The organism is candidate division KSB1 bacterium (assembly GCA_016214895.1).
GTDB lineage: Bacteria > Electryoneota > RPQS01 > RPQS01 > RPQS01 > JACRMR01.
Genome location: JACRMR010000017.1, coordinates 18,449 through 41,664 on the forward strand (window position 1 = coordinate 18,449; position 23,216 = coordinate 41,664).

Below are 23,216 nucleotides of genomic sequence, written 5' to 3' on the forward strand. Positions count from 1 at the left end.
TCAAGTTTCAATGGAGCGATTTCATAGAGGAGCATGATTATGAGTAAGCAGGCTAAGTGGTCCGTGAGCGGAGGCGTCATTCTGTTGGTCGCGGCCGCGCTGGTCTTCCAATTTGTGTCGGCGTCGAATCACAACAGCAGCAGTCCGACCCACTTCGGAGTGGCCAGCGTCAAGGCCGCTGAACCGATCGGGCACATCGGCACGGGAAAGTGCGCGGAGGCAGTAGAACAGGCCGGCAGCGCGGATAAGTACGTGTACGCCGTGTTTTACCGGGACGACAATGACCAGCTGACGAGAGCGCGTGGACTCGTTGAATCCGCGCGGAAGCAGGTCACGCGCAAGTCTGCTGAGGTTGAGATCAATGTTGCGGACCCGGCTGAGCAGGACATCGTCAACAAGTACGGCGCGAGCCGTGCCCAGATGCCACTCATTCTCGTGTTGGCCCCGAACGGTGCCATCATGGGCGGCTATCCGGCCATGCAATTGACGGACGAGACCATGCTGGTGGAGTGTGTCGGCTGCAAGGCCTCGGAGCAAGCCATGAAGGCGCTTCAGTCGAAGAATATGGTCGCGTTCTGCATGCAGAACAAGCAGACGGCCGATAACGCCGGCGCGATGCGGGGGGTCGAGGAGTTCCTGAAAGACGCAAAATACGGTCAGAGCACGGCCGTCGTGATGGCGGATCCTTCGGATCCGGCAACAGCAAAGTTCGCGACCAAGCTGGGCCTTGATCCGCAGTCACCTGTCGCCGTGACCGCGCTGCTGGCACCTCCCGGTACGGTCATCGGCGTGTTTCAGGGCGCAACGCCGAAAGACAAGATCGTGGCCGCCGTACAGGCCGCCGCCGCTCCGAAAGCCGGGGGGTGTTGTCCTCCGGGAAGCGGCAAAAGCTGTGGCCCGACCGCCACGGCCGCTCCGCAAAACAGCCCGCCGCCGGTGAAGGTAGTGCCCGTACCGTCAACTTCAACTTCGGCGAAGCCCCCGACGCCACCCAAGGGGAAGTAGAATGAATCTCAGAACCCTCGTCTGGCGCGAGATCTTCGAGCGCAAGAATCAGCTGGCGACGAGCTTCATGGCGATTCTGCTCGGAATTACGGTGATCGTCTCGATTAAGAACGTCACCTTCTACTCGGAGAAAGCCGTCTCCCGGGAACTCGACGCGCTGGGGGCCAATGTGCTGATCCTGCCCAAGTCCGTTTCGATGCAGGACTACTATTCGGCGGATCTGCAAACCGAGGAGATCCCCGAAGAATATGTGGATCGGCTGATCCACTCGGATCTGGAGGGTCTGGACAATCTTTCGCCAAAGCTGTCGGTTCCGATTTCGGTTCGAAACCAGCATGTCACGCTGACCGGCATTCTACCGAAGGAAGAGTTCGCCGCAAAAGCGGCGTGGGAAGGCGCGGGGATCTTCTCGCGGCCGCAAGGGTGTGGAACCGTGGCCGTGATTCCGGGCCTCAGCGCCACATCGCCGAAAGAAACGCTGGTCCGTAACCGCGTGATCGAGACGCTGGGCAGCACTGAAGTCCTCGTGGGTGCGGATATCGCATCGTCCCTGCGGATTCGCGAAGGGGACGCAATCGACGTCATGGGCCGCCGCTTCACCGCCGTGGCGGTGCTCCCCGAAACTGGCACCGTGGACGATGCCCGCATCTTTGCGCACCTGCACACGGTGCAGGAAATGACCGGCCGGGGCGCGGTGGTGAGTGCCATCGAGGTCGTGGGCTGTTGCAGCCAAATCTCCAAGGGCCTGGTCCAGAAGATCAACAAGCTCCTGCCCGATGCCAAGGTGGTGACGATTACGCAGATCGTCGATACCCAGCTCCAGACCAACCGCACCATGGCGCGGCTGTCGCTGGTGTTTCTGGTGATTATCATTCTGGTCGGTGGCGCCAGCATCGCGAACTACATGTTCGCCAATGTCTATGAGCGCCGCAAAGAGATCGGGACCCTGATGGCCATGGGCGCCGATTCGGCGATGGTGCTGCGGATCTTCCTCTGGAAAGCGGTCCTGCTCGGATCGGCGGCCGGAATCGGCGGCTATGTCCTGGGCACGATTCTGGCCATCGTCATGGGGCCGAAGCTGGCCGGGGTTCCGGTCTTGCCGATGCCGACGTTGATCGTGCTGGCCTTAGCCCTGGCGATTCCGCTGGCGGTTCTGGCCAGTTTCTTGCCTGCGATCCGGGCCGCCCGGCTTGATCCGTGCACTACCCTGCAGGAGGTTTGAGCGATGCTGAAGATCGAAGGCGCGAAAAAACACTACCGGCATCGCGGGCAGACCGTGGCCGCCATGGATGATATATCGCTCGAGGTCGCCGCGGGGGAGTTCGTCGCTCTGGTAGGCCCCAGCGGCAGCGGCAAGAGCACGCTTCTGCTGACGCTGGGCGGCATGCTTTCCCCCACGGAAGGCCGGGTCTATCTCGACGGCACTTCGCTTTATGAACTCTCGCCCGACGCCCGGGCGCGGGTCCGGCGCGCGAAGATCGGCTTCGTGTTCCAGACGTTCAATCTGATCCCCTACCTGACCGCCCTGGAAAACGTCCAGATTCCACTGCTGCTGGGCGGGGTAAATGAGGGTGAACAAAAGCAGAGGGCCGTGAAACTCCTCTCGCGGATGGGCTTGGCGGATCGCCTCGATCACAAGCCGTCAGAATTGAGTGTCGGTCAGCAGCAGCGCGTGGCGTTGGCGCGGGTCTTGGCAAATGACCCGATGCTGGTATTGGCTGACGAGCCGACGGGCAATCTTGACCCCGAAACCAGTCAGCAGGTCATCGGCTTCCTCGAGGAGATCCATCGCGAGGGTCGAACGGTGGTCATGGTCACGCACGATCCGAACGCCGCCAGCAGGGCGAAACGAATGCTGCGGTTGGAGAACGGGCGGATTACCAACGGCCATGTTGCCGAAGCCAGCCGGCTGCTGTCTGGCGTTTGACCTAAGTCCGGGCCGTACACACATCCGTGATTCGAGAAGCGCCGGCCCTGTTTGGGGGTCGGCGCTTTTTTTGATGGGGGGGGACCCGATCCGATTCCGGCGGGGTGAGGGCACCCCGCTCGGCGGAAGGCAGCAAGATTCCGGCAGGGAAGGAATCCCTGCTCGGCGGTGACGCTCCGATTCCGGGCATGTGGAGACACATGCCGCGGCGGAGCCAGCAAGATTCCGGCGGGGTGAGGGCACCCCGCTCGGCGGAAGCCAGCAAGGTTCCGGCAGGGAAGGAATCCCTGCTCGGCGGTGACGCTCCGATTCCGGGCATGTGGAGACACATGCCGCGGCGGAGCCAGCAAGATTCCGGCGAGCCAAAGCGGCTTTAGCCCCTTGACCTTCCGCTCCGACAACGGGCTGAAGCCACGTTGCCGCACAACTCGTTGTTTCAGGATAGGCTCTAAGACCCCCCCGATGCGGGGTGGTGACAGGCTGCGCCGCCCAGCGGAGGTGCCGTCAACTTATCGCAGCAGCAGCAGTTTCGTTTCGCGGGTCCGGGAGTCCGCCGTGAGCCGCAGGAAGTACGTGCCGGTCGGCAGCCTGCGGGCATCAAACCGCAGACGTTGCTCGCCCGCCGGGAGGACGCGATCCGCAACCACCGCGCTCAGCCGGCCCGTCAGGTCGTACAGCCGCAAGCTGACCGGCCCCGGCTGCGCCAGATTCAGCGAAATTGTCGCGACGCTGTTGAACGGATTGGGAAAAGCCGACAGCGACAATTGGGGCAGTGGCGTGAAGCGCACCCGTTCCGGCGCCGCCAGCTCATTCAGATTCATCCGCACCGGCCCGAGCGAGCTTGAACCCCACAGCTCTTCCGTTTGGGGCGAATAGATGACCGTACCAAGCTGCGGGTGGGTCCCGGCGAACGGCAACTCCAGATCATGATGCACCCAGGTTCGCATGGTGTCAGGCGAGATCCAGGCGTCACCACCCGAGGAGAACAGCAGGATGCGGAGCGGATCATCAAGCACGGTGAGGAATCCGTCGCTCGCCGCGTCGCCGCTGCGAAGGGACCAACCGGCTTCCGTCCAGAGCCAGTTCTGAACGTCGTTGTGGCGGAAGAATCGGATCAGCACCCCACCCGGGAAGACAGTCGGTTCGAGGCGCTCGCCCTCGGCGGGGGTATCCGGTGGGCCAATCTCCTGCCATGTCGCCGCCAGATCGGTCGAGCGATAGACCACGACGTCGGCCCCCCACTCGTTCGAGCCGACCAGGCATATTTCGTTGCTACGCTCGGCACAATCGAAATTATAATAATCCCTTACAACCGGATAGCCACGGGACAGCCAGTGCTCGCCGAGGTCGTTCGAGACGTAGAGACTGTCCGACCAGCCGCTTGCCACGAAGACCGGGACCGAATCGGTCTCGATGGTAAACCACGACCATAGATCAGTCGGCAAGGCCGGGCCGAACTGCCAGCTCTGGCCGTGATCCACACTGCGGACAAGCTGAGAGACGGCGAGCGCTGGACTGCCGCCCTCATGCTCACCGTAGCGACTGACGGCCGCCAGCATCACGCCCGCGCGGTCATAGAGCACCGATTCGATGGACGTGACGGTGTCCGGGAAGACCGGGACCGTGATCGGCTCCCATTGCCGCGACGAGAAGGATTGCCGAAAAAGTGCGCCCGGGAAGTGGTAAAACGTGAGGGACTCGTCATGAATCTGAACCGGCCCGGTCGCCCCCACCGGAGGGACAGGCAGCGCATGCCAGGATGCGCCGTCGTCGATGGACTCCCACGGCGCGTCGGAGGCCACGATGGTCAGCGAGCCGTTGTCCGGGTTCTGCCGCAGGCCCGAGGTCCAGCGGGTCGAAGCCGGGATGCCGTTCGAACAGGAGCTCCAGGTGTCGCCATTGTCCGGCGAACAGGCCACGGGATGCTGGAAATCCCAGCCTTCCGTATAGAGCCGCCCGGGCTGGTCGATGTCCTCGATCACAGGCCCCCAGGGCACGTCGTCGCCGGGCCAACCGGCGCGTTGAGATGTCCAGGTCTGGCCGTTATCCGTCGAACGCAGCCAGTCGGCGATACAGGTATCTCCGTCGCAGCTGTTGAAGGAGAACAGAAAGTCGCCGTTCATCTGGTGGAGAAACGAACCGATGGCAACGTCCTGGGACGCATAGTGTGCGTGAAAGTCAAAGAACTCCGTCCACGTCTGGCCGAGATCGGTACTGCGCATGATCCCACCCGGCAGCAGGGTGTCCGTGGGCGAGTAGCGGTAATAGCTGATCGACCACAGCGTGCTGTCGGACAGCGGATCCGGATAGAGCCACTGGGCAAAGGCGGCCGCGCCGATCCGGGGAAAGACGAAGGTCTGCCAGGTGTCTCCGCCGTCGTCCGAACGCGCGAAGGCCGCGCCGTAGGGCGGACGAGTGAATCGCCCCAGGGCATACCAACGGTCGCGCCGGCGCGGGTCAACAATCCCGCCGGTTTCGTAGAAGAACCCGGCTGGATGCGGAGTGCGATCAACCCAGGTCGTGCCGCCATCCACGGAGGCATAAAGCACATATTGGTCGTCGGCGCCTATGACCAAGGTGTCCGCCGCGGCATCGACGATCTGCAGGCTGCGGCTGTACAGCGATTGGGCGTCGGGGGGCAGTGTCATGGGCTGCCAGGTCTGTCCCGCGTCCGCACTGCGCCAAAATCCGCTCGGGTAGAGCTCCATGAACCGTCGCGAATTCGTTGAATTCGCTTGGTATGCTTGAATTTCCGGCGATACCGGAGTGTCCAGCACCCAGCCCAGCGCGGCGGATCCGCCGCAACACAAAAAGGCCGTCAGTGCGGCCAGAATGGACAAAACTCTTCCCAACATGGTACCCCCCGTGTTTGGTCAGAATACGACTTTCGGTTTCAGCCCAATATACGGCTTGCCGTGTGCGGAGGCAAGCCTTCCCGAGGCCACCGGTCTGTTCAGCTGGACGGCTTCCGCGCGATTATCTGCACGACCGAGGCGGGGCCGGTGTGGCACGTGCCTTCGCGGACTTCGCGGACCTGCTCCCCGGCGCGGATGAAGTCAAGACCGGAAAGCTCCGCACGCAAATCACTCAGCTTCAGCAGCATCGACACGTCGCCAGGCCCGCCCGTGGCGTAGGTGAGCTGCTCCGGCGTGTAGGCTTCGAGCACGAAATGGCCGCCGGGCTTGAGACCGTCCACCACCCGGCGATGAAGCGGAAGCCGGACGCTGGGCGGCAGGTGGCAGAAGATCGAGAGAATCACGTCCCAGCTCGCGGGCGGGATCGGATAGCTGGACAGGTCGGCAACGACGGTCTCCAGGGAAACCCCGCGACTCGTGGCCAGCTGGCGGGCCTTCGTGAGACCGACGTCGGACGCATCGACGGCAGTGACCGCGAAACCAAGGCCCGCGAGGTACACGCCATTCCGGCCCTCGCCTTCGCCGAGGGACAGCAGCCGGCCCGGCGGGAGGTCCCGCGCGATCTCGACGACGAAGCTGTTGGGCTCGGTCCCGTAGGCGTAGCCGGGCTCATTGTAGCGGTCATTCCAGAACGTTGACATTGCTATTTCCCAATGCAGAACTTCGAGAAGATGCGGTCGAGGATCTCTTCACCCACGGTCTCGCCGGTGATCTCGCCCAAGGCGTTCACGGCATCGCGCAGGTCGGCAGCCATGAGTGTCGGCTGGTCAAGCTGTGTGCGGGCGGCTTGCAGGCTCGCCGCCGCCTGGGTCAGGGCGTCGGCGTGTCGTGCTTCAGTTACGACAATTTCTGAATTTGTAACGGTTTCCGTGATTAGGAGTGGGACAAGTCCGGCGAGTAATTCGGGTATTCCAAGTCCGGTGCGTGCCGAAATCTCGAAGATCGCCGCAGGTGTGATGCCGACGGGGCAGCCCAGATCGGGCGCCGCACTGCCCGTTCGCAGGTCGATCTTGTTGAGGACGAGTGCGAGGGGGGGGGACGATGAACGATGAACGATGAACGATGAAGCAGAACCCCCCTTAGTCCCCCCAGTCAAGCTGGGGGGAGAGCCGAGACCCCCCTTGGTCCCCCCAGTCGAGCTGGGGGGAGAACCGAACCCCCCCTTGGTCCCCCCAGTCAAGCTGGGGGGAGAGCCGACACCCACCTCAGTCCCATCGGTCAAGCTGGGGGGAGAGCCGAGACCCCCCTGTAGTCCCCCCTTGAAAGGGGGGACGGCCAAGTCTGGCCAGATCGGTCGCTGCTCGTCGAGGACGAGCAAGATCAGATCCGCGCGGTCGATGGCGCGGTGGGTACGGGCAATGCCCTCGCCCTCGATGTGCCCCTCCGCTGAGCGAATGCCGGCGGTGTCCTGAAGAATCACTTCAATCCCGGCGAGTTCCAAGTGCGCTTCCACCACATCACGCGTCGTGCCCGGTTCGGGGCTGACAATCGCACGGTCCTCGCCCAACAAGGCGTTCAAGAGTGTTGATTTTCCGGCATTTGGAGCACCAATGATCGTCACGCGTATCCCCTCGCGAATCAACCGACCGCGAGTGAACGTCGCGAGTAGAGCATGAAGCGTCTGCTCCGCCGTGGTCAGGCTGTCCAGCCGGTGCTGGTGGGACTGAAACTGGACGTCCTCATCCGAGAAGTCCAGCTCAAGCTCAAGCAATGCCAATAAATCCAATAACATTGATCGCATGGCCCGAATCTTCTCCGACAGTCCACCAGCCAACTGCCGCGCCGCCGCGCTCCCCGCCTGAGCGGTTCGCGCGTGAATCACATCGGCCACGGCTTCGGCCTGGGCCAGGTCGAGCTTGCCATTCATAAAGGCACGCTCGGTGAACTCTCCCGGCTTGGCCTGCTGAGCACCTTTCAATAACAATAATTCCAATATCCTACTTGCCGCATATCGCCCGCCGTGGCAGCTCAGCTCGACCACATCTTCGCCGGTGTAAGAGTGCGGCGCCTTGAAGTAAGTTACCACCACCTCGTCAATGAACTCGCCGTTGTGAGAGATGCGGGAGAAGCGAGCGGAGTTCGGTGGAAGCGACTTCGGCTCGCCCGACACCCCCCCCTGCCCCCCCTTGAAAGGGGGGGTAGCTATCGTGCTCGTAATCGCGAGCGCATCCGAGCCGGAAAGGCGCAGAACAGCAATCCCGCCCAGTCCGGGCGGGGTGGAAATGGCAGCGATGGTCGAAGGGGAAGACAAGATTAGAAATGAAGAATTAGGAAGCAGAATTTCGATTATTTGCGTTCCCGGGTTTTGTGCGCACGGACCTCGAGTCCCCCCCTCGGTCCCCCCCGCAAGATGTGGGGGGAAGTCCGAACGACTATTGTCCTGGGTGCCCGTACTCGGGGTTGCCAAGGCGTTGGATGTGGTAGCGGTAGGCTTCGTCGGTGAGGTTCGACTGCCACACCCCGGACAGCTGGGCGGTGATGACAAAGATAATAAAAACAGCAGCTACGATGATCGCGACCTGTTTGGGCGCGGGCTTCCAGCGGGGGGTGCCCATGTGCAGGCAGTCCACCACGGGACACGCTTCGACGCATTGCATGCAGCCGGTACATTCGACCGAGATAATCGCCAGCTTCGTATCCACCGGCAGACGCGACGGACAGACTTTCGCGCACTTGCCGCAATCGATGCAGCTCGCCGGATCGCGGCGAACCTTGATCGGCGAAAGCCACGAGAACAGACCCAGCAGTGCGCCGTAGGGACAGAGATAGCGGCACCAGAAGCCCTGGACAAAGATACTGAGAAGCGTGAGCAGGAGCAAGACTACCGCGCCCAACGTCCCAAGCTGGACAAAAAACAGCAGCATCTTCACGTCCGCGACCTGATTGTACGGACTCTGGATAAAACTCGAGATGCCCGCGGCGCCCATCATGTAGAACGCCCAGAGGAAGAAGCCGAGAATCAGATACTTCAGACCCAGCAGCGGGAAATCCAGCCAGCGCGGCAAGAGGAAATTGCGCATGAAGAGCCAGCGGCCCAGCTTGGCCAGACCGTCGGAGAGTGTGCCGATGGGACAGAGCCAGCCGCAGAATGCCTTTCGTACAAGGAAGCTGATGGCCAGAAATGTGAGAAAGAGCACCGTCGCCGCCGGATGCACCGGATTCAGCGATCCCGAGGCCAGCCAGTCAATGGCCCCCATCAGCCCACTGATCGGCAGCCAGCCTTCAGCTCCCGGCGGACGACTGGGCAGCGGGCCGTCTGAAGTCAGTTGTGCGGCCAGCACAAACAGATAAAATTCAGTACATAACCAGATATTCAGCAGCACGAAACCGAGTTGCACATAGCGCCGGGGCGTCCAGAATAGCTTTCTGACTCTACGGAGGATGGGTTTCGGGAGGGATGAGGGCGGAGGGACGAGGGATGAATACGCACCGCCATCGGAATGGGGGGAGTCAGACTTGCGGTCCATGACGGATACTCCGGGATTGCTTTGAATCAGTCACAATATACATGACTAATCAGTCCGGAATGTCACGGAAAGGTCAGAAGCGGAAAGGAACAGGGAACAAGGACGAGGCCGACCCTGTTGTCCCCCCGGCGGACCGAGGATGGGAGATGACTTGCGCTGGCTGCGAGCGGCCGGTGCGTTGAACGAGATTCCGGCAGGGAAGGAATCCCTGCTCGGCGGTGACTCTCCGATTCCGGGCATGTGGAGACACATGCCGCGGCGGAGCCAGTATCATTCCGGCGGGGTGAGGGCACCCCGCTCGGCGGAAGTGAGGAAGGAATCCCGGCGCGGCGGTGACCCTCCGATTCCGGGCATGTGGAGACACATGCCGCGGCGGAGCCAGCAAGATTCCGGCGGGGTGAGGGCACCCCGCTCGGCGAAGGAGGGGAAGGACCCGATAGAGAAATTAGCCCGCACCGGGAACGGCGCGGGCTAATCTTGAGTAGCGGGGCGTGAGCTGACCGCGGCTACTTCATCAGCACGATCTTCTGAGTGAGCAGCTGACCCCCGGCGCGAAGCTGAACGATGTACACGCCGCTGGCAAACGCTTCCGCATTCCAAACGACGGAGTGCTCGCCCGCACGCTGTTTGTCGGTGACCAGTGTGGCCATGCGCTGACCCACCACGTTGCTGACCTCCAGCCTGACTTCCCCGGCTTGCGACAGGTAGTAGTGCAGCGAGATCGTCGCGTTGAACGGATTCGGATAGGCCGGATACAATGCCGTCTCGCGCGGCAGCACGGGCTGGTTCGGATCGACAGCGGACCCGGGCAATACGTGCAGGCGCACGGGCCAGCGCACCGAATCCTCGTTCGGATCATCCGAGTTGAGTTCCCACCAACCCACGTAATAGCCGGGCGTCAGCCCCACTCCGGACCAGTGCAGCGTGAAGCTGATCGAATCATTCGGACTGATCGAGCGCGGAAGATCGCCCTCCACCGTCAGCCAAGCGACCTGCGGCGGCGCGAAGGGACCGTTGCACTGTAACTGCGCGTCGCCGCGATTGTGAATCCACATTGTCGATGCGCCGGTCTGGCCTTCTGTCAGCGTGTAATCCACAATGGCATCAGGAATGTCGATGTCCGGCACATTCTCCGTGTGCGTGCCGTGCAACGCATTCCAGATATTGTGGCCCAGTTGCACATTGTCCGCCAACGTATCGAGAAAGCAGATGTCGCCCGCGCCAATGATCCGCGCGCCCGAGACCACTTCCCGCGCCACCAGTACCGGCGGATAGCTCCCCTGCGGATAGGGGCACGGACCCGCCCAGGGATCGCAATACGTGTCGTCGTCACCTGACAGGACAACTTCCTCCGGAGGGGCCAGAATCGGACCCGTGAACTCTCCGTTTACTGCGGTCACTCCGGCCAGTAGCTCGGCCGTCAGCGGACTCGCCCCCGGCGTATGAAAGAGAATGCTGCCCCAGAGGCCCCACTCGGGATACACATAGCCGGGATTCGTTGTGTCCAGCAGCGGCTCGTCGTAAAAGTGCCAGCCCCAGGCGTCCATGTCGTCGAGCGGATCGCCGCCGTAGTACTCCCGCAGTGCGCCGTATTCGTGATACTCGCCGACGTCGCCGCGGGCGGGCTGTGTCGTTGTGGCCCAACGCGGATGCACACCGGCGGGCTCGCCGACCCGCTCCGGGACGAACGAATGCACCCACAGCACGCGCTTGGTCTCCGCGGGAACGGGCGTCACCAGTTGCGGAAACAGGGCGTCATAATCGGCACCGTCGAGATAGTAGAGCGCGAGTTGCCCCGGCTCGGCGCTGACGCGCGAGAGGATGCGCAGCGGCCAGTTGCAGCGCGTGAAGAACGAGCTAATCTCTTCGTCGGTCAGCCCGGCTTTCGCGGCCTGGGCGCGCATCAGGCGGTCAAGGTCGGCATAGGCCGCGGCGAACGACAGTTTGGCCGCACCGGACGCCGGCCCGCTGGCGCCGGGCAACAATGTTCCCACGGGCTGAATCCGATAGCCCTGGCCCGACTCAAACGAGATCAATTGCAAGTCGTGAACGGTGGCCCAGGAACGGTTCTCGGCGATCCCGCTGCCCGGGATCGACCAGACAAAATTCAGCGGCTGCCGCAGTTGGACTTCGTAGTCAAGTTCCACCTCGCCTGTCGTCGGCCGGATTTGCCACTCCAGCGGCTTGCGGAAGGTTGGCTCGGGCAGCGCGAGCGTCAGGCGGCCGGGCACATCGATTCGCACCGTCGCACCTCCGGCGGCCAGCCCGCGCAGCCGAATGATCGGCTTGTCCGCGATGGGTTCGCTGCAATCGTAGAACAGGCCGATGCCCATGCCGCGCGCGATCGCGCTATCGATCGCGCTATAGTCCGCGGCGGTGCGATGCGGCGGCACGCCGGACCAGTACGCGTACATGTCATTGTGAAAATCCAACAGCGCGTCGTAGTCATCCAGCGGATAAATATCCCAGACGTGGGGCCCGGTGCCGATCTGATAGGGGAAGGTGCCGTCGGAATGGGAGATATACAGGGTGTAGTCGCCGGCGGGCGGCGAGTCGAGGTGCGTGAAGCCGTATTCGCCGCTCATGGTCGATTCGTCCGGCAGCACCAGCGAGAGGAACGGATAGGCCCAGGCCGGATCGGGCGGATAGACGGTGTGGCCGCCCACGTGTAAGTATAGCACCGGCGCGCCCGCGGGCACGGCGAAGCGCACCGTGTCATAGTGGGTATGGGCCGTGCTGCCCTCCGCGATCATCTCATAGATCGGCAGGCGTTCGACGCCAAACATCGTGAACCGCGTTTCCGGATAGATCGCGGGCAGGTCCGGGCCATAGTGAACGCCATTGAGGTTCTGTTGGCCGTGGATCCCGTCGATGGCGATCCGGTTCAACGCCGAGACCGGCGGAGCGGCCAGCGTGAAACCGAGCAGGGCACAGAGTAGGGCAGCTGCAAAGCGGGGAAGCATGATCAGACCCTCCGGTGATGTGAGAGGAACAGACACAAAAAGACCGGGCGCTGACCCGGTCCAGATTCCGCTGCCGCCATGGCGAAAAGCCGACTGCATGCGGCGGCTATGTCTTCCGGACGCGGATCGGGGTGCGGAGATATTCCGTCAAGTGAAAAGTATCACAAGTCTGCCCAATAAGCAAGAAATCCGGCGGGAAAGCCGGACATCAGTACGAGAGCGGTGTGCAGAATTTGCTTGGCGAAAGTGGTTGGGATGTCGCGGTTTGTGTCGCACTTCCTTCATCCTTCATCTCTTCAGCAGCTCTCCCACCCGTCGCGCAATCGCCGGGGACGCCGTCAGGCCGGGCGAATCGATACCGATGAGATTCACGAATCCCGGCAGACCGTGAGCGGATTCTTCTGCGACGTAAAAATCGCGCTGCGGCTGGCCGGGGAGGGTCAGCTTGGGCCGGATCCCGGACATGACCGGCGCAAGATCGCCGTCGCTGATGCCGGGCAGATAACGGTCGATCGCCTGTGCCGCACTGATCGGATCTGCGGCCACAAATCCATAATCTTCAATCGCTTTGTCCATCAACTCGGCGGTGGGGCCGAAGCGCAGCCCGCCGCTCAAATCCAGCACGGCATGTACCCCCAGCGAGCCATGAGCCTTGTCCGGGATCGGATAGACCAGATGCTGCAGCTGCGGTTTGAAAGCGCCGGTCAGGGCGAAGTAGTAGCCCTTGGTCCAGTGCTGCCGTAGGCCCAGCGCGTCCACGCTCAGACCCGCCAGTTCGGCGACGCGATCGGCATGCAGTCCGGCGCTATTGACGACGCGCACGGCGGTCAGCGTGTCGGTTCCGCCCTGCCCAATGCGCACGGTCAGCCGGTAGGTACCCGCGGTACGTTCAATCCCGACGATTTCGCTGTGATAGACCACGTCCGCGCCGGCCTGCTGCGCCGTGTGCAGGAAATAGCTCATCAGACCGTGGCTGTCCACGATGCCCGTGGATGGCGAAAACAGTCCGCCCACGGTCGTCGCGCCCAGCTCCGGCTCCAGTTCGGCGACCTCCGGCGGCTCCAGCCACGTCAAATCCGAAACGCCGCACGCTTCGGCATTGGCCCGGAGATCGCGCAGCAGCTCCGCCTCACGCTCGGTCGTCGCCACGACGAGCTTGCCGATCCGCCGATAGCCGATGGCGTGCGCGGCGGAGAGGTCGCGGATCAGGCGGTTGCCCTCGATGCACAGCCGCGCCTTGAGTGAGCCCGGCGGATAGTACAGCCCGGCATGCACCACCTCGGAGTTGTGGCTCGAGGTGGACTGACCGTATTTCCACGCCTGTTCGAGCACCACGAGGGAGCCGCGCGGCGCCAGTTCCGCCGCCACCGCCAGACCGACGACGCCCGCGCCGATGATGGCGTATTGATAATCCGAAGTCATAGGTGGGATTTAGACGACAAAGCCGCGATCCGTAGGAGCCGATTGCATCGCCCTTACCCCCCCTGCCCCCCCCGTGAACGGAGGGGAGTCCGAATCGGGTCCCCCTCCGCTTGCGGGGGGGGTAGATCGGGCTTAACTAAACTCCTCCGGCAGCGCGTTCACAATCTTTGCCGTTTCGGGGCTCACGCGGATCACCTGACCCACCAGCCGCACGATATATTCCGGGTCATCTTCGCGGTTCGGATCGCTGGTGATGCCGCTGCGTTTGTCGGTCTTAATCTGGTATTGATCGACGACCCATTCCAGCGCGCTGCGGTTGCCCAGGCGATAGTCGAAGACTTCGGGCGGGATCCCCGTCACGCTGACGTGCTTGTTGATCAATAGCTCCCGGAACCCCCCTTCCGTCCCCCCAGTCGAGCCGGGGGGAGACCCGACTTTCCCCCCCAACTCGCTTGGGGGGGCAGGGGGGGTTAATCTGGAGAGCCGCATCTTCTCGACTTGCCAAAGGTCGCTCGGCCGCGCCTTGGGGTCAAGGACCAGTAGGGGCGGGTCCGTGACCCGCCTGTCTTTTGTCTTCGCGGCGGGTGTCGTGTGGTTCGAAATCCGGGATTCTGGAAAGAGCTTGCGGGGCCCGTAATCTTCGCCGATTGCCTGTGTTCTCCCGATTGGGGCACTTGAAGACAAGTGCCGCCAAGCCGATGAATCTGTTGCTTGGACTCGCCCACCAAGGTGGGCGCTACGGGGCGTCTTGCTGGTCTATTCTGGGCGGCACATGTCTGCATGTGCCCCGTCTGGAAGGAGCTTGCGGAACCCGTAATCTTCGCCGATTGCCTGTGTTGTCCCGATTGGGGCACTTGAAGACAAGTGCCGCCAAGCCGGTGAATCTGTTGCTTGGACTGGCCCACCAAGGTGGGCGCTACGGGGCGTCTTGCTGTTTTTTCGCCAAGGGCAGGCGGGCGGCGCGGCCGGCCCCTACTTTTTCCACTTCTTCGGCTTGTCTTCGATCACGACCGCAGAGGGGGTGAAATCGGGGAGTTTGATCAGCTTCTGCTCGATCATGGCGAACACGTTGAACAAGGTGTAGTAAAAGGTCAGGCCACTGGGGAAGCTGTTGAACATGAAGGTCATGAAAAACGGCATGATATAGACCATGGCCTTCTGATTGGGATCCGTGACCGTCTGCTTGCTCATGAAGAACTGCGTCACGCCCATCACAATCGGCATCAGCGCCACACCGGCACCATAGAGCGGCAGCGAAAACGGCAGCGTGAAGATCACGTCGGGCTGGGAGAGGTCCGTGATCCAGGCCGTGAACGGCGCCTGGCGGAACTCGATGGTCGAGGCAAACACCTGATACAGGCCGATCATGACCGGCATCTGAAACAGCAGCGGAATACAACCCGAGGCCGGGTTGACCCCGTTGTCCTTGTAGAGCTTCATCACCGCCGCGTTCATCGCCTGCGGGTTGTTCTTGTGCAGCTCGCGAACTGCCTGCATCTGCGGCTGCAAGGCCGACATCTTGCGCATCGAGACCTGCGACTTGCGCGTCAGCGGCCATAGCACGACCTTTACAATTACCGCAAAAATAATAATTACGACGCCGTAGTTCGTGATGAACTGGTGCATCAGCGTGAGCAGCCAGAGCGTGCCTTTCGAGAACGGCCGGACAATCGCCCAGCCCCAGTTCATGGTCTCATCCAGGCCGGCGTTCTCGGCCTTGAGCAGGTTCACATCAATCGGACCCCAATAGACCCGCACCCGCGCCTTGGCCTGCTCACCCCAGGGGAGCCGCAGGCTGAGATCGTAGAAATGCGGATTCTTACTGTCTTTGTGATTGAAATTCTTGCCTTTGAGATCCACTCCGCCAGCCGGGACCGACGGCACCACGGCGGCCATGAAGTACTTCGAGCGGGCGGCAGCGAAAGTCGTTTGTCCGGTCGCGTTGAAGCTCTGCTCGGGATCAGACGTAACTTTTATATCTTCAAGCTCTTCTCCGACCTTGGCGTAGGCGGCGGCATACTGCAGATCGCGCTCGGCGTGCTCTTCAGTGATCGGAACACCGCCGAGGAACTTTACGTTGAACTCAGCATTATCTGGTTTGCGCAGGCCATTCGTTGCGACTTCCGCTTCAAACCCATATTTATCTGCATCAAAGATGTAGGTCAGCCGAATCACCCGGCCCAAAGAATCCACACGATCGAGCGTAACGGAATCCCGGCCGGAGGGGACAAACAGGCGATGCGTGCTCGCCGTGAAACGCAGCTCTTTGAGGCTGCCGGGGTTGTAGTTGCCGAAGTCAACGTCCAAGACTCCGACAACTGGGTCCTTGCCTGCGGACCGATGATGCAGAGCAATCGGATTGCCGTGCTTATCTGTGTATTTTTTTAGAATATAACTCGACACCTGCGCATTGGAGGCCAGCCTTGCGGTGAACAGGGGAGTCTCAATCTCGACGAAGCCCGGATCGAGCGCCTGCGTGTCGGGTGTGGCCGGGGCAGATGCGATTACGGATGCGCTGGTCGGAGTATCTAAGGTTACTGTTTTAACAGTATCTGCAACTGGTTTCTCGGTTGCTATTGAGTCCGCAACTACCGCTGGCTTGGGCGGCTGCGGCGGTGAGATCCAGCGATAGTAGATCGGCATAGCCAGCAGAATGATGCCGACGACTACCAGGGCGAGCAGGGTGTGGCGGTCGAACATGGGGACGAGCAGAAAGGATGAGGGATGAAGGATGAAGGATGAAAGGCCGACCTACTTCGATAGCATGGGCGAGCGGGTAGGGACGGGGTCATGGCCGCCGGGATGCCAGGGGCCGCATTTCACAAGCCGCCGCAGGGTCAGCCAGCCGCCGCGGAGGGCGCCATGCGCCTGAATCGCCTCCTTGCCGTAGCAACTGCAGGAGGGCGTGAAGCGGCAACGGCCGCCCAAATGGGGACCGAGGGTCACTGCGTAGGCGTCGATGAGGAGGGTGAACAGGCGGCGCATGAAGAGAACAGGGGAAAGGCGGAAAGTCAGAAAACCCGAGACTCAGATTAATTTATTGATCTTAATAACTCTGTAAGACGTTTTTCAAAGATGTTCCAGTCAGATATGCGAGCGCGGATGTGTAGGAGAACTGTGTAGTTTACCGGAAACTTATCCTTGTTTAAACGATAGTATTCTCGGAGTTTGCGAATGTGTCGGTGACGTACAACTGAATTCCCTACTGCGCGGGTCGCGGCAAAGGCGATCCGACGGGTCGGGAGAGTTCCGAGACCCCCCCCTGCCCCCCCAATCGAGTTGGGGGGGAGAGCGGAGGTCAAAGGCAAAAAAAAAGGACCAACTCCGGGAGTACCCGTCGCCGACCTTCTTTTCTGAGCTTCACCAGTTCCGATCGGCTTGAGAGCCGCTCAGCACGGGGAAAGTTAGCGTTCATCCGAAACGGTAAGCCGCTTCCGACCCTTTGCCCGGCGACGAGCCAGCACATCCCGGCCCGACTTGGTGGACATGCGCGTCCGAAATCCATGCTTGTTCGCCCGGCGACGGCGCGAAGGCTGATAGGTCCGCTTCATAACTCGTTTATCCTCCGATAGTTAAGCTCGATGACGGGGCCGGGGCTTCCCAGCTAAGAAGAGCAAATATAGCCAAATAGAGCGAAGAGCGCAAGTGGGGCGGGGAACAAGGAGCAAGGACCAAGGAACAAATCCGATTTCCCCCCGGCCCCCCATAGGATATGGGGGGAGGTCCGAATCGGGTTCCCCCCTGCGTCCTGTGGGGGGGTTAGGGTGGGAGAATTTACTCCGACGCGGCCGTCACCTGATAGAAATATTTCTGCTGCGCGCCGACGATGAAGGGATGATGGTAGCTGGTGGTGGGCGAGACGCCGAAGGGGGTGAACGGACCATCCGCGCTCGTGCCGCCGTAGATGATGTAGTAAGGCGGCGCGAACGGCTGGCCGGTGATTGTGTGCGTGACGGGGGCCCAATAGAGCAGCGTCCCGTTCTGCGGGCCGCGCTGCACCACGAGGCTGTCCACGGGCGGGAGCAGAATTTCGGCCTGGCCGGAAAGCGGAACGCGGATCACGCTATCGCCCGGCTGCTGCGCGATGATCGTCAGCGTGTCAGCGAAGCTGCCGGTCGTTGTGGGCGCGAAGGTGACGGGCAATTGAAACGTTGTATGCGCGGCGATCTGGCCGTTCAGCCCGGTGGTGTCGAAGGAGAAGGCGGGGGTGGCGAGTGAGATGCTTGAGATTGGTATTGCCGAGCCGGATGGATTGAAGAGTAATAGCAGTTGTGTTGAGTCCGTGCCGATGTCGAGCAGGCCGAAGGCGAAGGAGTCCGGGGACAATATGAGATCATCAAGATATTCATAGATGCCCATGCCAGCATATCCGTCTGCAACGTAGACTACGCCATTTGCAGTTACCACGCCGTCAGCCTCGCCCGGCGTAACGTAGAATCCGATCTCGCGAGGTGCCGCTGGATTAGAGATGTTGACCACGCGGAGTCCAGCGGAAAGGCACGCCAGATAGACCCGATCGTCAGCAACGCACACATCTCGAACGTCATTGCTCGTGGCCAGGCTGCCAATGGACAGCGGTGGCCCTGAGATATCAAAGATCTCTAAGCCCGCACTTGTTCCGACCACTGCGAAGTGGTCATATGTTTCGACTGCCCATGCAGTTGACGAGGTCGGCACGAATTCATCCACGACCGGATCGGGGAACGGGGCGAGATTCACCCTGCACAACCCGATGCCTGTGGCTACGTACGCATACTGACCGGACAATTTAATATCGTGCGCCCCGCCAGGAATTTCGCAAAGGCCGACCTGGTACGGAGCGGTTGGGTTGGCCGCATTGATTCTGTTGAGATAGCCTCCTGCATGCCCTATGTAGACCGTCTGATCGGAGTATGCTACCGACGTTGCTTGCCCCCAAACATAGTGCCCCTCTTGGTATATCGAATTCGGGTTCGCAATATTGACGATTCGCAGTCCGCCCTCGTAGTCTGCAACATAGGCGTATGTTCCACTTAACTCGACGGCATAGCAATACGTCATGTTGTACGAAAAGCAGTAACTCGTTTCAAATGGACTCGTCGGATTGCTCACGTTGATCGCGCGTAGGCCGCCTTCGAAGTCGGCTACAAGTGCCAAGGTGTCGCGAATGGCTACTCCCCGAGCCCGTCCAGGTGTATCGACACTGCCAATTCGGCGCACTCTCAAGCTGTCTTCGCAGAGTGCCGTGGAGACTTGAGACACGATTACGGCGGCGATGAAGGCAAGCATACGGGGCATGAGTGGCTCCTTGAAGTGTTCTTTCCCCCCTGGCCCCCCATAGGATATGGGGGGAAGCCGATAACGAGGGGAAGATAAGATACAGCGGAATTTGGCGATTCTCAACTGGGGCAGATGGATTGGGCTGAGCGACGGAGATTTCCCCCCTTAATCCCCCACAGGATGTGGGGGAGACCCGACTCCGACTCCCCCCATATCCTATGGGGGGCCGGGGGGGAGCTCGGGCTTCAGTTGCGTGATGATCTTGCGGATTTCGTCGAGGACTTTTTCCGGCGTTTCCAAAACTTCGCGGTTGGTGAAGCGCACGACGACGCGCTGACGCGATTTCAGATAGGCTTCGCGTTCGGCGTCACGGGCTTTCACTTCTTCCAGCGCGTGAATCTCGCCATCGAGTTCGATCACCAGGCGCAATTCGTCGGCATAGAAATCGACGATGTACGGACCGATGGGATGCTGGCAGCGAAACTTGACACCGAGTTGCTTGCCCATGAGCGCGCTCCACAGCACCTGCTCGGCAGGGGTCAAGGCCCGGCGAAGCTCGTGGGCGCGCGACCAATTTTCGTGGGGGACGGTGGTCCAGCGTTTCATGGGAAGATTTCCCCCCTGGCCCCCCACTGGATGTGGGGGGAACCCGAAAGGTGGGAAGATCAAGTTACGGCGGTTTTTGGCAAAACTCAATTGGGGCGGAAGATTTCCCCCCTGGCCCCCCATAGGATATGGGGGGAATCCGAAAGACCCACTGGATGCGGGGGGAACCCGAGGAAGACCTAACCTGGCGCGGCGGATACCTGATAGAAGTAGCTTGGCGGCGCGGTCAGAATCGATGCATGATGATAGCTCGTGGTGCGGGATGTACCGAGGGGAGTGAACGGGCCGTCCGCGCCGGGGGAACCGTAGATAATGTAATAAGCCGGTGTGAACGGCTGGCCGCTCAGCGTATGCGTGACCGGGGACCAGTGCAGGCGGATGCTGTGGTCGGGACCGCGCGCGATCACGAGGTGTTCCACCTTGACATGCAACCTGTGGCCAAGCTGCGAGAATGTGAACGGAATCGCACCGATGTCGGCGATGGTGAAGTCGGGATCGCGCGGGGAGTTTGGATCCCCGGCGTTGAGGCAGGGCGAGCTGGCGGTCAGGCTGTAATCGTCCAACAGCGTATCGGCGAACTGCGGGTCGAGGAAGATGTTGAAATTCGCATCGCAGGAATCGCCGTTCGCGTTTGTCGTGTCGCGCCGCTCTTCGAGGCCGCCGCCGATCTCCGTGCTGTTGCCGAAGAAATTGCAGTAACGCGCGATCACATTGTGCGATCCGGTAATCCCGGCTCCGGTGTTGCAGGCGATGATGGTATTGACCAACGTCACGCCGACTTCGTTTTGCAGGCCGCCCGGCCAGTTGTTGACGATGGTGCTGTTCGTGACCGTGCCGCCGCTCAAGCCGATCCAGAGGCCGCCGCCCTCGCCCGTCCAGGGCGAACGGTTGCGGGCGAAGACGCAGTGATCGATGGTGGGCCGCGACGTTTGAAAGCCCATCAGGCCGCCGCCGCGACTGGACTCATTGTAGCGAATCGTGCAGTGCGCGAAGGTCGGCGAGGCATTGACGCAGAGTAAACCGCCGCCGTTGGTGTCGTGGTCATTGCCCTCGCCTTTGAAGGCATGTTCCACCACGCAATATTCGAGGCGCGAGTCGTCGTTGGAATTGTCGTGGAATCGAATACCCCACCAGCGGGATGCTTCCGTCGGGAACTGGCGGGTGAAGCTGATCGAATCCCGCTCGGTGCCGACGGCGCGCAGGGTGCCGTAAACGTTGAATCGGTAGTGCCCGGAAAAGAGCACACGAACACCGGGCCTGATATCCAGCGATTGTCCAGCAGTGACGGTAATGTCGCAAGTTACGATATAGGGTGAGCCCGACAAATCCCACACACCCGAGACAGCGCCGCAGACGGGAGTGGCCACCGATGCGCCACAGGCTTCGTGCGGATCGCCAGCCGTGCCGCAGGACCAACTCGCGGCGTCGATGGTCGTCGTGTAGCCGCCATTCCACTCGATAGGGCCACTCAACCAGCAGCAGTCATCGGTGATCAGTTGGACATAGTAGTTTGGGTTTGTGAAGCCCCCGGCCGGCAGGGGCGTCCAGCGGCCATCCCAGGGCGGCAGGCCGGCACCGGCCATGACGGAGAACGAACTCACGACCGAATCATCGGAAGATACGCCGTCGAGGCCGAGATCGCGGCGCAACCAGACCTGCGAGCCTTCGCGCAAGGTGACCGGGTACTCACAGGGACAGCCAAGGCCGGTGAAACCGCCGGGGAAATCGATCGTGGTCCAGAGCGGTACGCCTTGGTTGTACGGATAGGCGCCCATGTCCGCAAGCGTTCCGTCGGGATCATGGGGAGAGGCCGGGTCGCCCGCATCGATGCAGGGCGAGGTTCGCAGCAGATGAAAGTCCCCTTGCACGGCATTGACGAATCGCGGATCGCCATCGATGTTGCCTTCGCCGAAATAGCCGCCCTGAATGTCCGAGTAGCGAACCTGCGCGTTCACTGTTTCGCTCGAATTACCCCAGACGATGCAGTTAGAAAGCTGGGCGGTCGAGAAGGTGCTCCACACCGGTCCGCTCCCGTTTGTTGAAGAATTTCCTGCGATGGTGCAGTTGACAATGATCGGCTCCGTGGACCAGTTGTCGTAGCCGATGGCGCTGCCGCTGGCCGATCCGATCACGCTATTGCCGACGATCAGGCAGCCGGAAATTACAGGACTGCTGAGCCAACTCCCGATGCCGCCGCCGTCGCCCGTGCCGGCGCAGATGTTCCCCGAGATCACGCAGTTTTCGATCGTCGGATCGCTGCTGTCAACGAGGATGCCGCCCCCCGTGCGGGCGGCATAGTTGTTCGTAATCAGGCAGTGCCGGATGAGGGGGGAACTGAGCAGGCTCATGATCCCGCCACCTGCGTCGTCGTAGGTGTTCGCACCCGGCGTGGCCCGGCCATACTCGATCCGACAATATTCGAGGATGCAGAGACCGTCGGCAGCCACGAACCGGATTCCCCACCATTTGCTCTCCTCGGTGGGAAAGGCGCGGGTGAAAATGATCGAGTCCTGAGCGGTCCCGATCGCTTGCAGGCGCCCCAGAACGTTGACTTTGTAATGCCCTGTGAACAGCACCTGCACGCCCGGCTCGATGGTCAGCAGGTGGCCGGCCGGAACGGTGACGTGGTCGATCACCGTGTAGGGAGATCCGGACAGTGTCCAAGTGCCTGAGACGGGGCCGCTGACGTCGGTGGCGCAGGCAGGGATGAAGCAGGCGAGTGAGATCGCGACTGCGATGTGAAAGAAGACACATGAACGCATGGCAAACTCCTTAGGAGAAATTGCCCACCGGGTTGCCTGAGGTGTCCGAACGCGGGGGGGCGCTGTTAAGATATGGCCGAACCGCTTCGATTACAACGGGCGTGGCGGATTCGGACGGAGAGAACGGGCCGGAATCCGGCGTGTGGCGACCGGAAAGCGTGCAGGTTTTGCGGGGCGAAAATGGACCTCGTCTGTCAGCTTTCCTGTGAAGAATACCCGGATCGCACCGCACGATCCATGCTTCTGATTGTGTTGACTTTGCCGCTGTGTTCAGGTTCGGTCATGGCCGCGCGACACGCGGCGAGTCCGCGGAAAGACGTTGTTTGTCGGTGAGCACCTCTGTATCTTGACATGAAGGGCGTCACCGTGTACCGAACTTCTGTTGCGCCCGTGCCGATGCACCTACATGCCGCACCTATGTGCCGGAGGACATGATGGACAAGATCTGTCGAGTCATTTGTTGCCTTACTTTGTGGGTCGCTATTTCGCCGGGCTTCGCACAGCCGCCCGGCAATGACAACTGCTCCGGCAATTTCCAGATTCTGGCGCTGCCCTATGTGTATGAAGGGCAAACTTGGACGGCCAACACGGATTGGGGGTACGCCTGCCCGCCCGTGTCTTCCACCTCGAGTGATGTGGTGTTCACGCTGAACCTCACCACCACGACCCTGGTCACAGCGTCACTCTGCGATGGCACCAACTTCGACGCGGCAATCTTTGTCCGCACGGGGGGCGCGTGCCCCGGCATGCTGCAAGTGGTGTGCAGCAGCGATGCCTGCGGCGCGGGTCTTAATCGCGGGATCGCGACGTTCACGGCCAATGCGGGCATCAATTACTACCTTGTCGTCGGAGGGATGACGACCGCGAGCCGTTCGGCGACTACCGGCTGA

18 protein-coding genes are annotated in these 23,216 nt (G+C 61.5%); 4 read left to right on the plus strand and 14 right to left on the minus strand.

The features are described 5' to 3' along the window. Positions 1 to 39: 39 nt before the first annotated feature. From HZB60_09180 to HZB60_09190, 3 genes are read left to right on the plus strand one after another with little or no spacing between them, the layout of a single operon-like run. A complete protein-coding gene (locus HZB60_09180; GenBank protein ID MBI5059932.1) occupies positions 40 to 1,005 on the plus strand; it encodes a hypothetical protein in 966 nt (321 codons plus the stop codon). A 1-nt stretch (position 1,006) separates the two neighbouring features. Further along, positions 1,007 to 2,227 (plus strand): FtsX-like permease family protein, encoded by a 1,221-nt coding sequence (locus HZB60_09185; protein MBI5059933.1) that lies wholly within the window; start codon positions 1,007 to 1,009, stop codon positions 2,225 to 2,227. Between the two features lie 3 nt (positions 2,228 to 2,230). Then, complete coding sequence (locus tag HZB60_09190) at positions 2,231 to 2,932, plus strand: ABC transporter ATP-binding protein (GenBank protein MBI5059934.1); 702 nt, start codon at positions 2,231 to 2,233, stop codon at positions 2,930 to 2,932. A 509-nt stretch (positions 2,933 to 3,441) separates the two neighbouring features. Here HZB60_09190 and HZB60_09195 read toward each other — a convergent pair. The 14 genes from HZB60_09195 to HZB60_09260 all read right to left on the minus strand — a co-directional run bounded on the left by HZB60_09195 (position 3,442) and on the right by HZB60_09260 (position 22,326). Next, complete coding sequence (locus tag HZB60_09195; protein ID MBI5059935.1) at positions 3,442 to 5,772, minus strand: T9SS type A sorting domain-containing protein; 2,331 nt, start codon at positions 5,770 to 5,772, stop codon at positions 3,442 to 3,444. Positions 5,773 to 5,885: 113 nt separating this feature from the next. Further along, complete coding sequence (locus HZB60_09200) at positions 5,886 to 6,488, minus strand: methyltransferase domain-containing protein (protein ID MBI5059936.1); 603 nt, start codon at positions 6,486 to 6,488, stop codon at positions 5,886 to 5,888. A gap of 2 nt (positions 6,489 to 6,490) precedes the next feature. After that, complete coding sequence (mnmE, locus tag HZB60_09205; GenBank protein ID MBI5059937.1) at positions 6,491 to 8,098, minus strand: tRNA uridine-5-carboxymethylaminomethyl(34) synthesis GTPase MnmE; 1,608 nt, start codon at positions 8,096 to 8,098, stop codon at positions 6,491 to 6,493. Positions 8,099 to 8,219: 121 nt separating this feature from the next. Then, positions 8,220 to 9,314 carry a 4Fe-4S binding protein gene (locus HZB60_09210; GenBank protein MBI5059938.1) on the minus strand — a complete coding sequence of 365 codons (1,095 nt, stop codon included), beginning with the start codon at positions 9,312 to 9,314 and terminating at the stop codon, positions 8,220 to 8,222. 506 nt (positions 9,315 to 9,820) lie between these two features. After that, positions 9,821 to 12,277, minus strand: a complete 2,457-nt coding sequence (locus tag HZB60_09215) for a T9SS type A sorting domain-containing protein (protein ID MBI5059939.1) — start codon at positions 12,275 to 12,277, stop codon at positions 9,821 to 9,823. 288 nt (positions 12,278 to 12,565) lie between these two features. Beyond that, positions 12,566 to 13,699 (minus strand): NAD(P)/FAD-dependent oxidoreductase, encoded by a 1,134-nt coding sequence (locus tag HZB60_09220; protein MBI5059940.1) that lies wholly within the window; start codon positions 13,697 to 13,699, stop codon positions 12,566 to 12,568. Positions 13,700 to 13,831: 132 nt separating this feature from the next. Beyond that, the gene (locus HZB60_09225) at positions 13,832 to 14,188 is read right to left on the minus strand and encodes a hypothetical protein (GenBank protein ID MBI5059941.1); all 357 of its coding nucleotides are present in this window, start codon (positions 14,186 to 14,188) and stop codon (positions 13,832 to 13,834) included. A gap of 483 nt (positions 14,189 to 14,671) precedes the next feature. Beyond that, a complete protein-coding gene (gene yidC / locus HZB60_09230) occupies positions 14,672 to 16,399 on the minus strand; it encodes a membrane protein insertase YidC (protein MBI5059942.1) in 1,728 nt (575 codons plus the stop codon). Positions 16,400 to 16,450: 51 nt separating this feature from the next. Beyond that, a complete protein-coding gene (gene yidD / locus HZB60_09235; GenBank protein MBI5059943.1) occupies positions 16,451 to 16,684 on the minus strand; it encodes a membrane protein insertion efficiency factor YidD in 234 nt (77 codons plus the stop codon). A gap of 47 nt (positions 16,685 to 16,731) precedes the next feature. Next, entirely contained in the window at positions 16,732 to 17,001 is a 270-nt protein-coding gene (locus HZB60_09240) for a ribonuclease P protein component (GenBank protein MBI5059944.1), read from the minus strand. 102 nt (positions 17,002 to 17,103) lie between these two features. After that, entirely contained in the window at positions 17,104 to 17,250 is a 147-nt protein-coding gene (rpmH, locus tag HZB60_09245; protein MBI5059945.1) for a 50S ribosomal protein L34, read from the minus strand. 223 nt (positions 17,251 to 17,473) lie between these two features. Further along, on the minus strand, positions 17,474 to 18,976 hold the full coding sequence (locus tag HZB60_09250) for a hypothetical protein (protein ID MBI5059946.1): 1,503 nt from the start codon (positions 18,974 to 18,976) through the stop codon (positions 17,474 to 17,476). Between the two features lie 198 nt (positions 18,977 to 19,174). Then, complete coding sequence (locus HZB60_09255) at positions 19,175 to 19,564, minus strand: endonuclease domain-containing protein (protein ID MBI5059947.1); 390 nt, start codon at positions 19,562 to 19,564, stop codon at positions 19,175 to 19,177. 179 nt (positions 19,565 to 19,743) lie between these two features. Continuing rightward, the gene (locus tag HZB60_09260; protein ID MBI5059948.1) at positions 19,744 to 22,326 is read right to left on the minus strand and encodes a right-handed parallel beta-helix repeat-containing protein; all 2,583 of its coding nucleotides are present in this window, start codon (positions 22,324 to 22,326) and stop codon (positions 19,744 to 19,746) included. Positions 22,327 to 22,757: 431 nt separating this feature from the next. On the opposite strand from HZB60_09260, the gene HZB60_09265 reads away from it, so the two are divergent. After that, positions 22,758 to 23,216: a hypothetical protein gene (locus HZB60_09265; GenBank protein MBI5059949.1), complete on the plus strand. Its 459-nt coding sequence runs from the start codon at positions 22,758 to 22,760 to the stop codon at positions 23,214 to 23,216.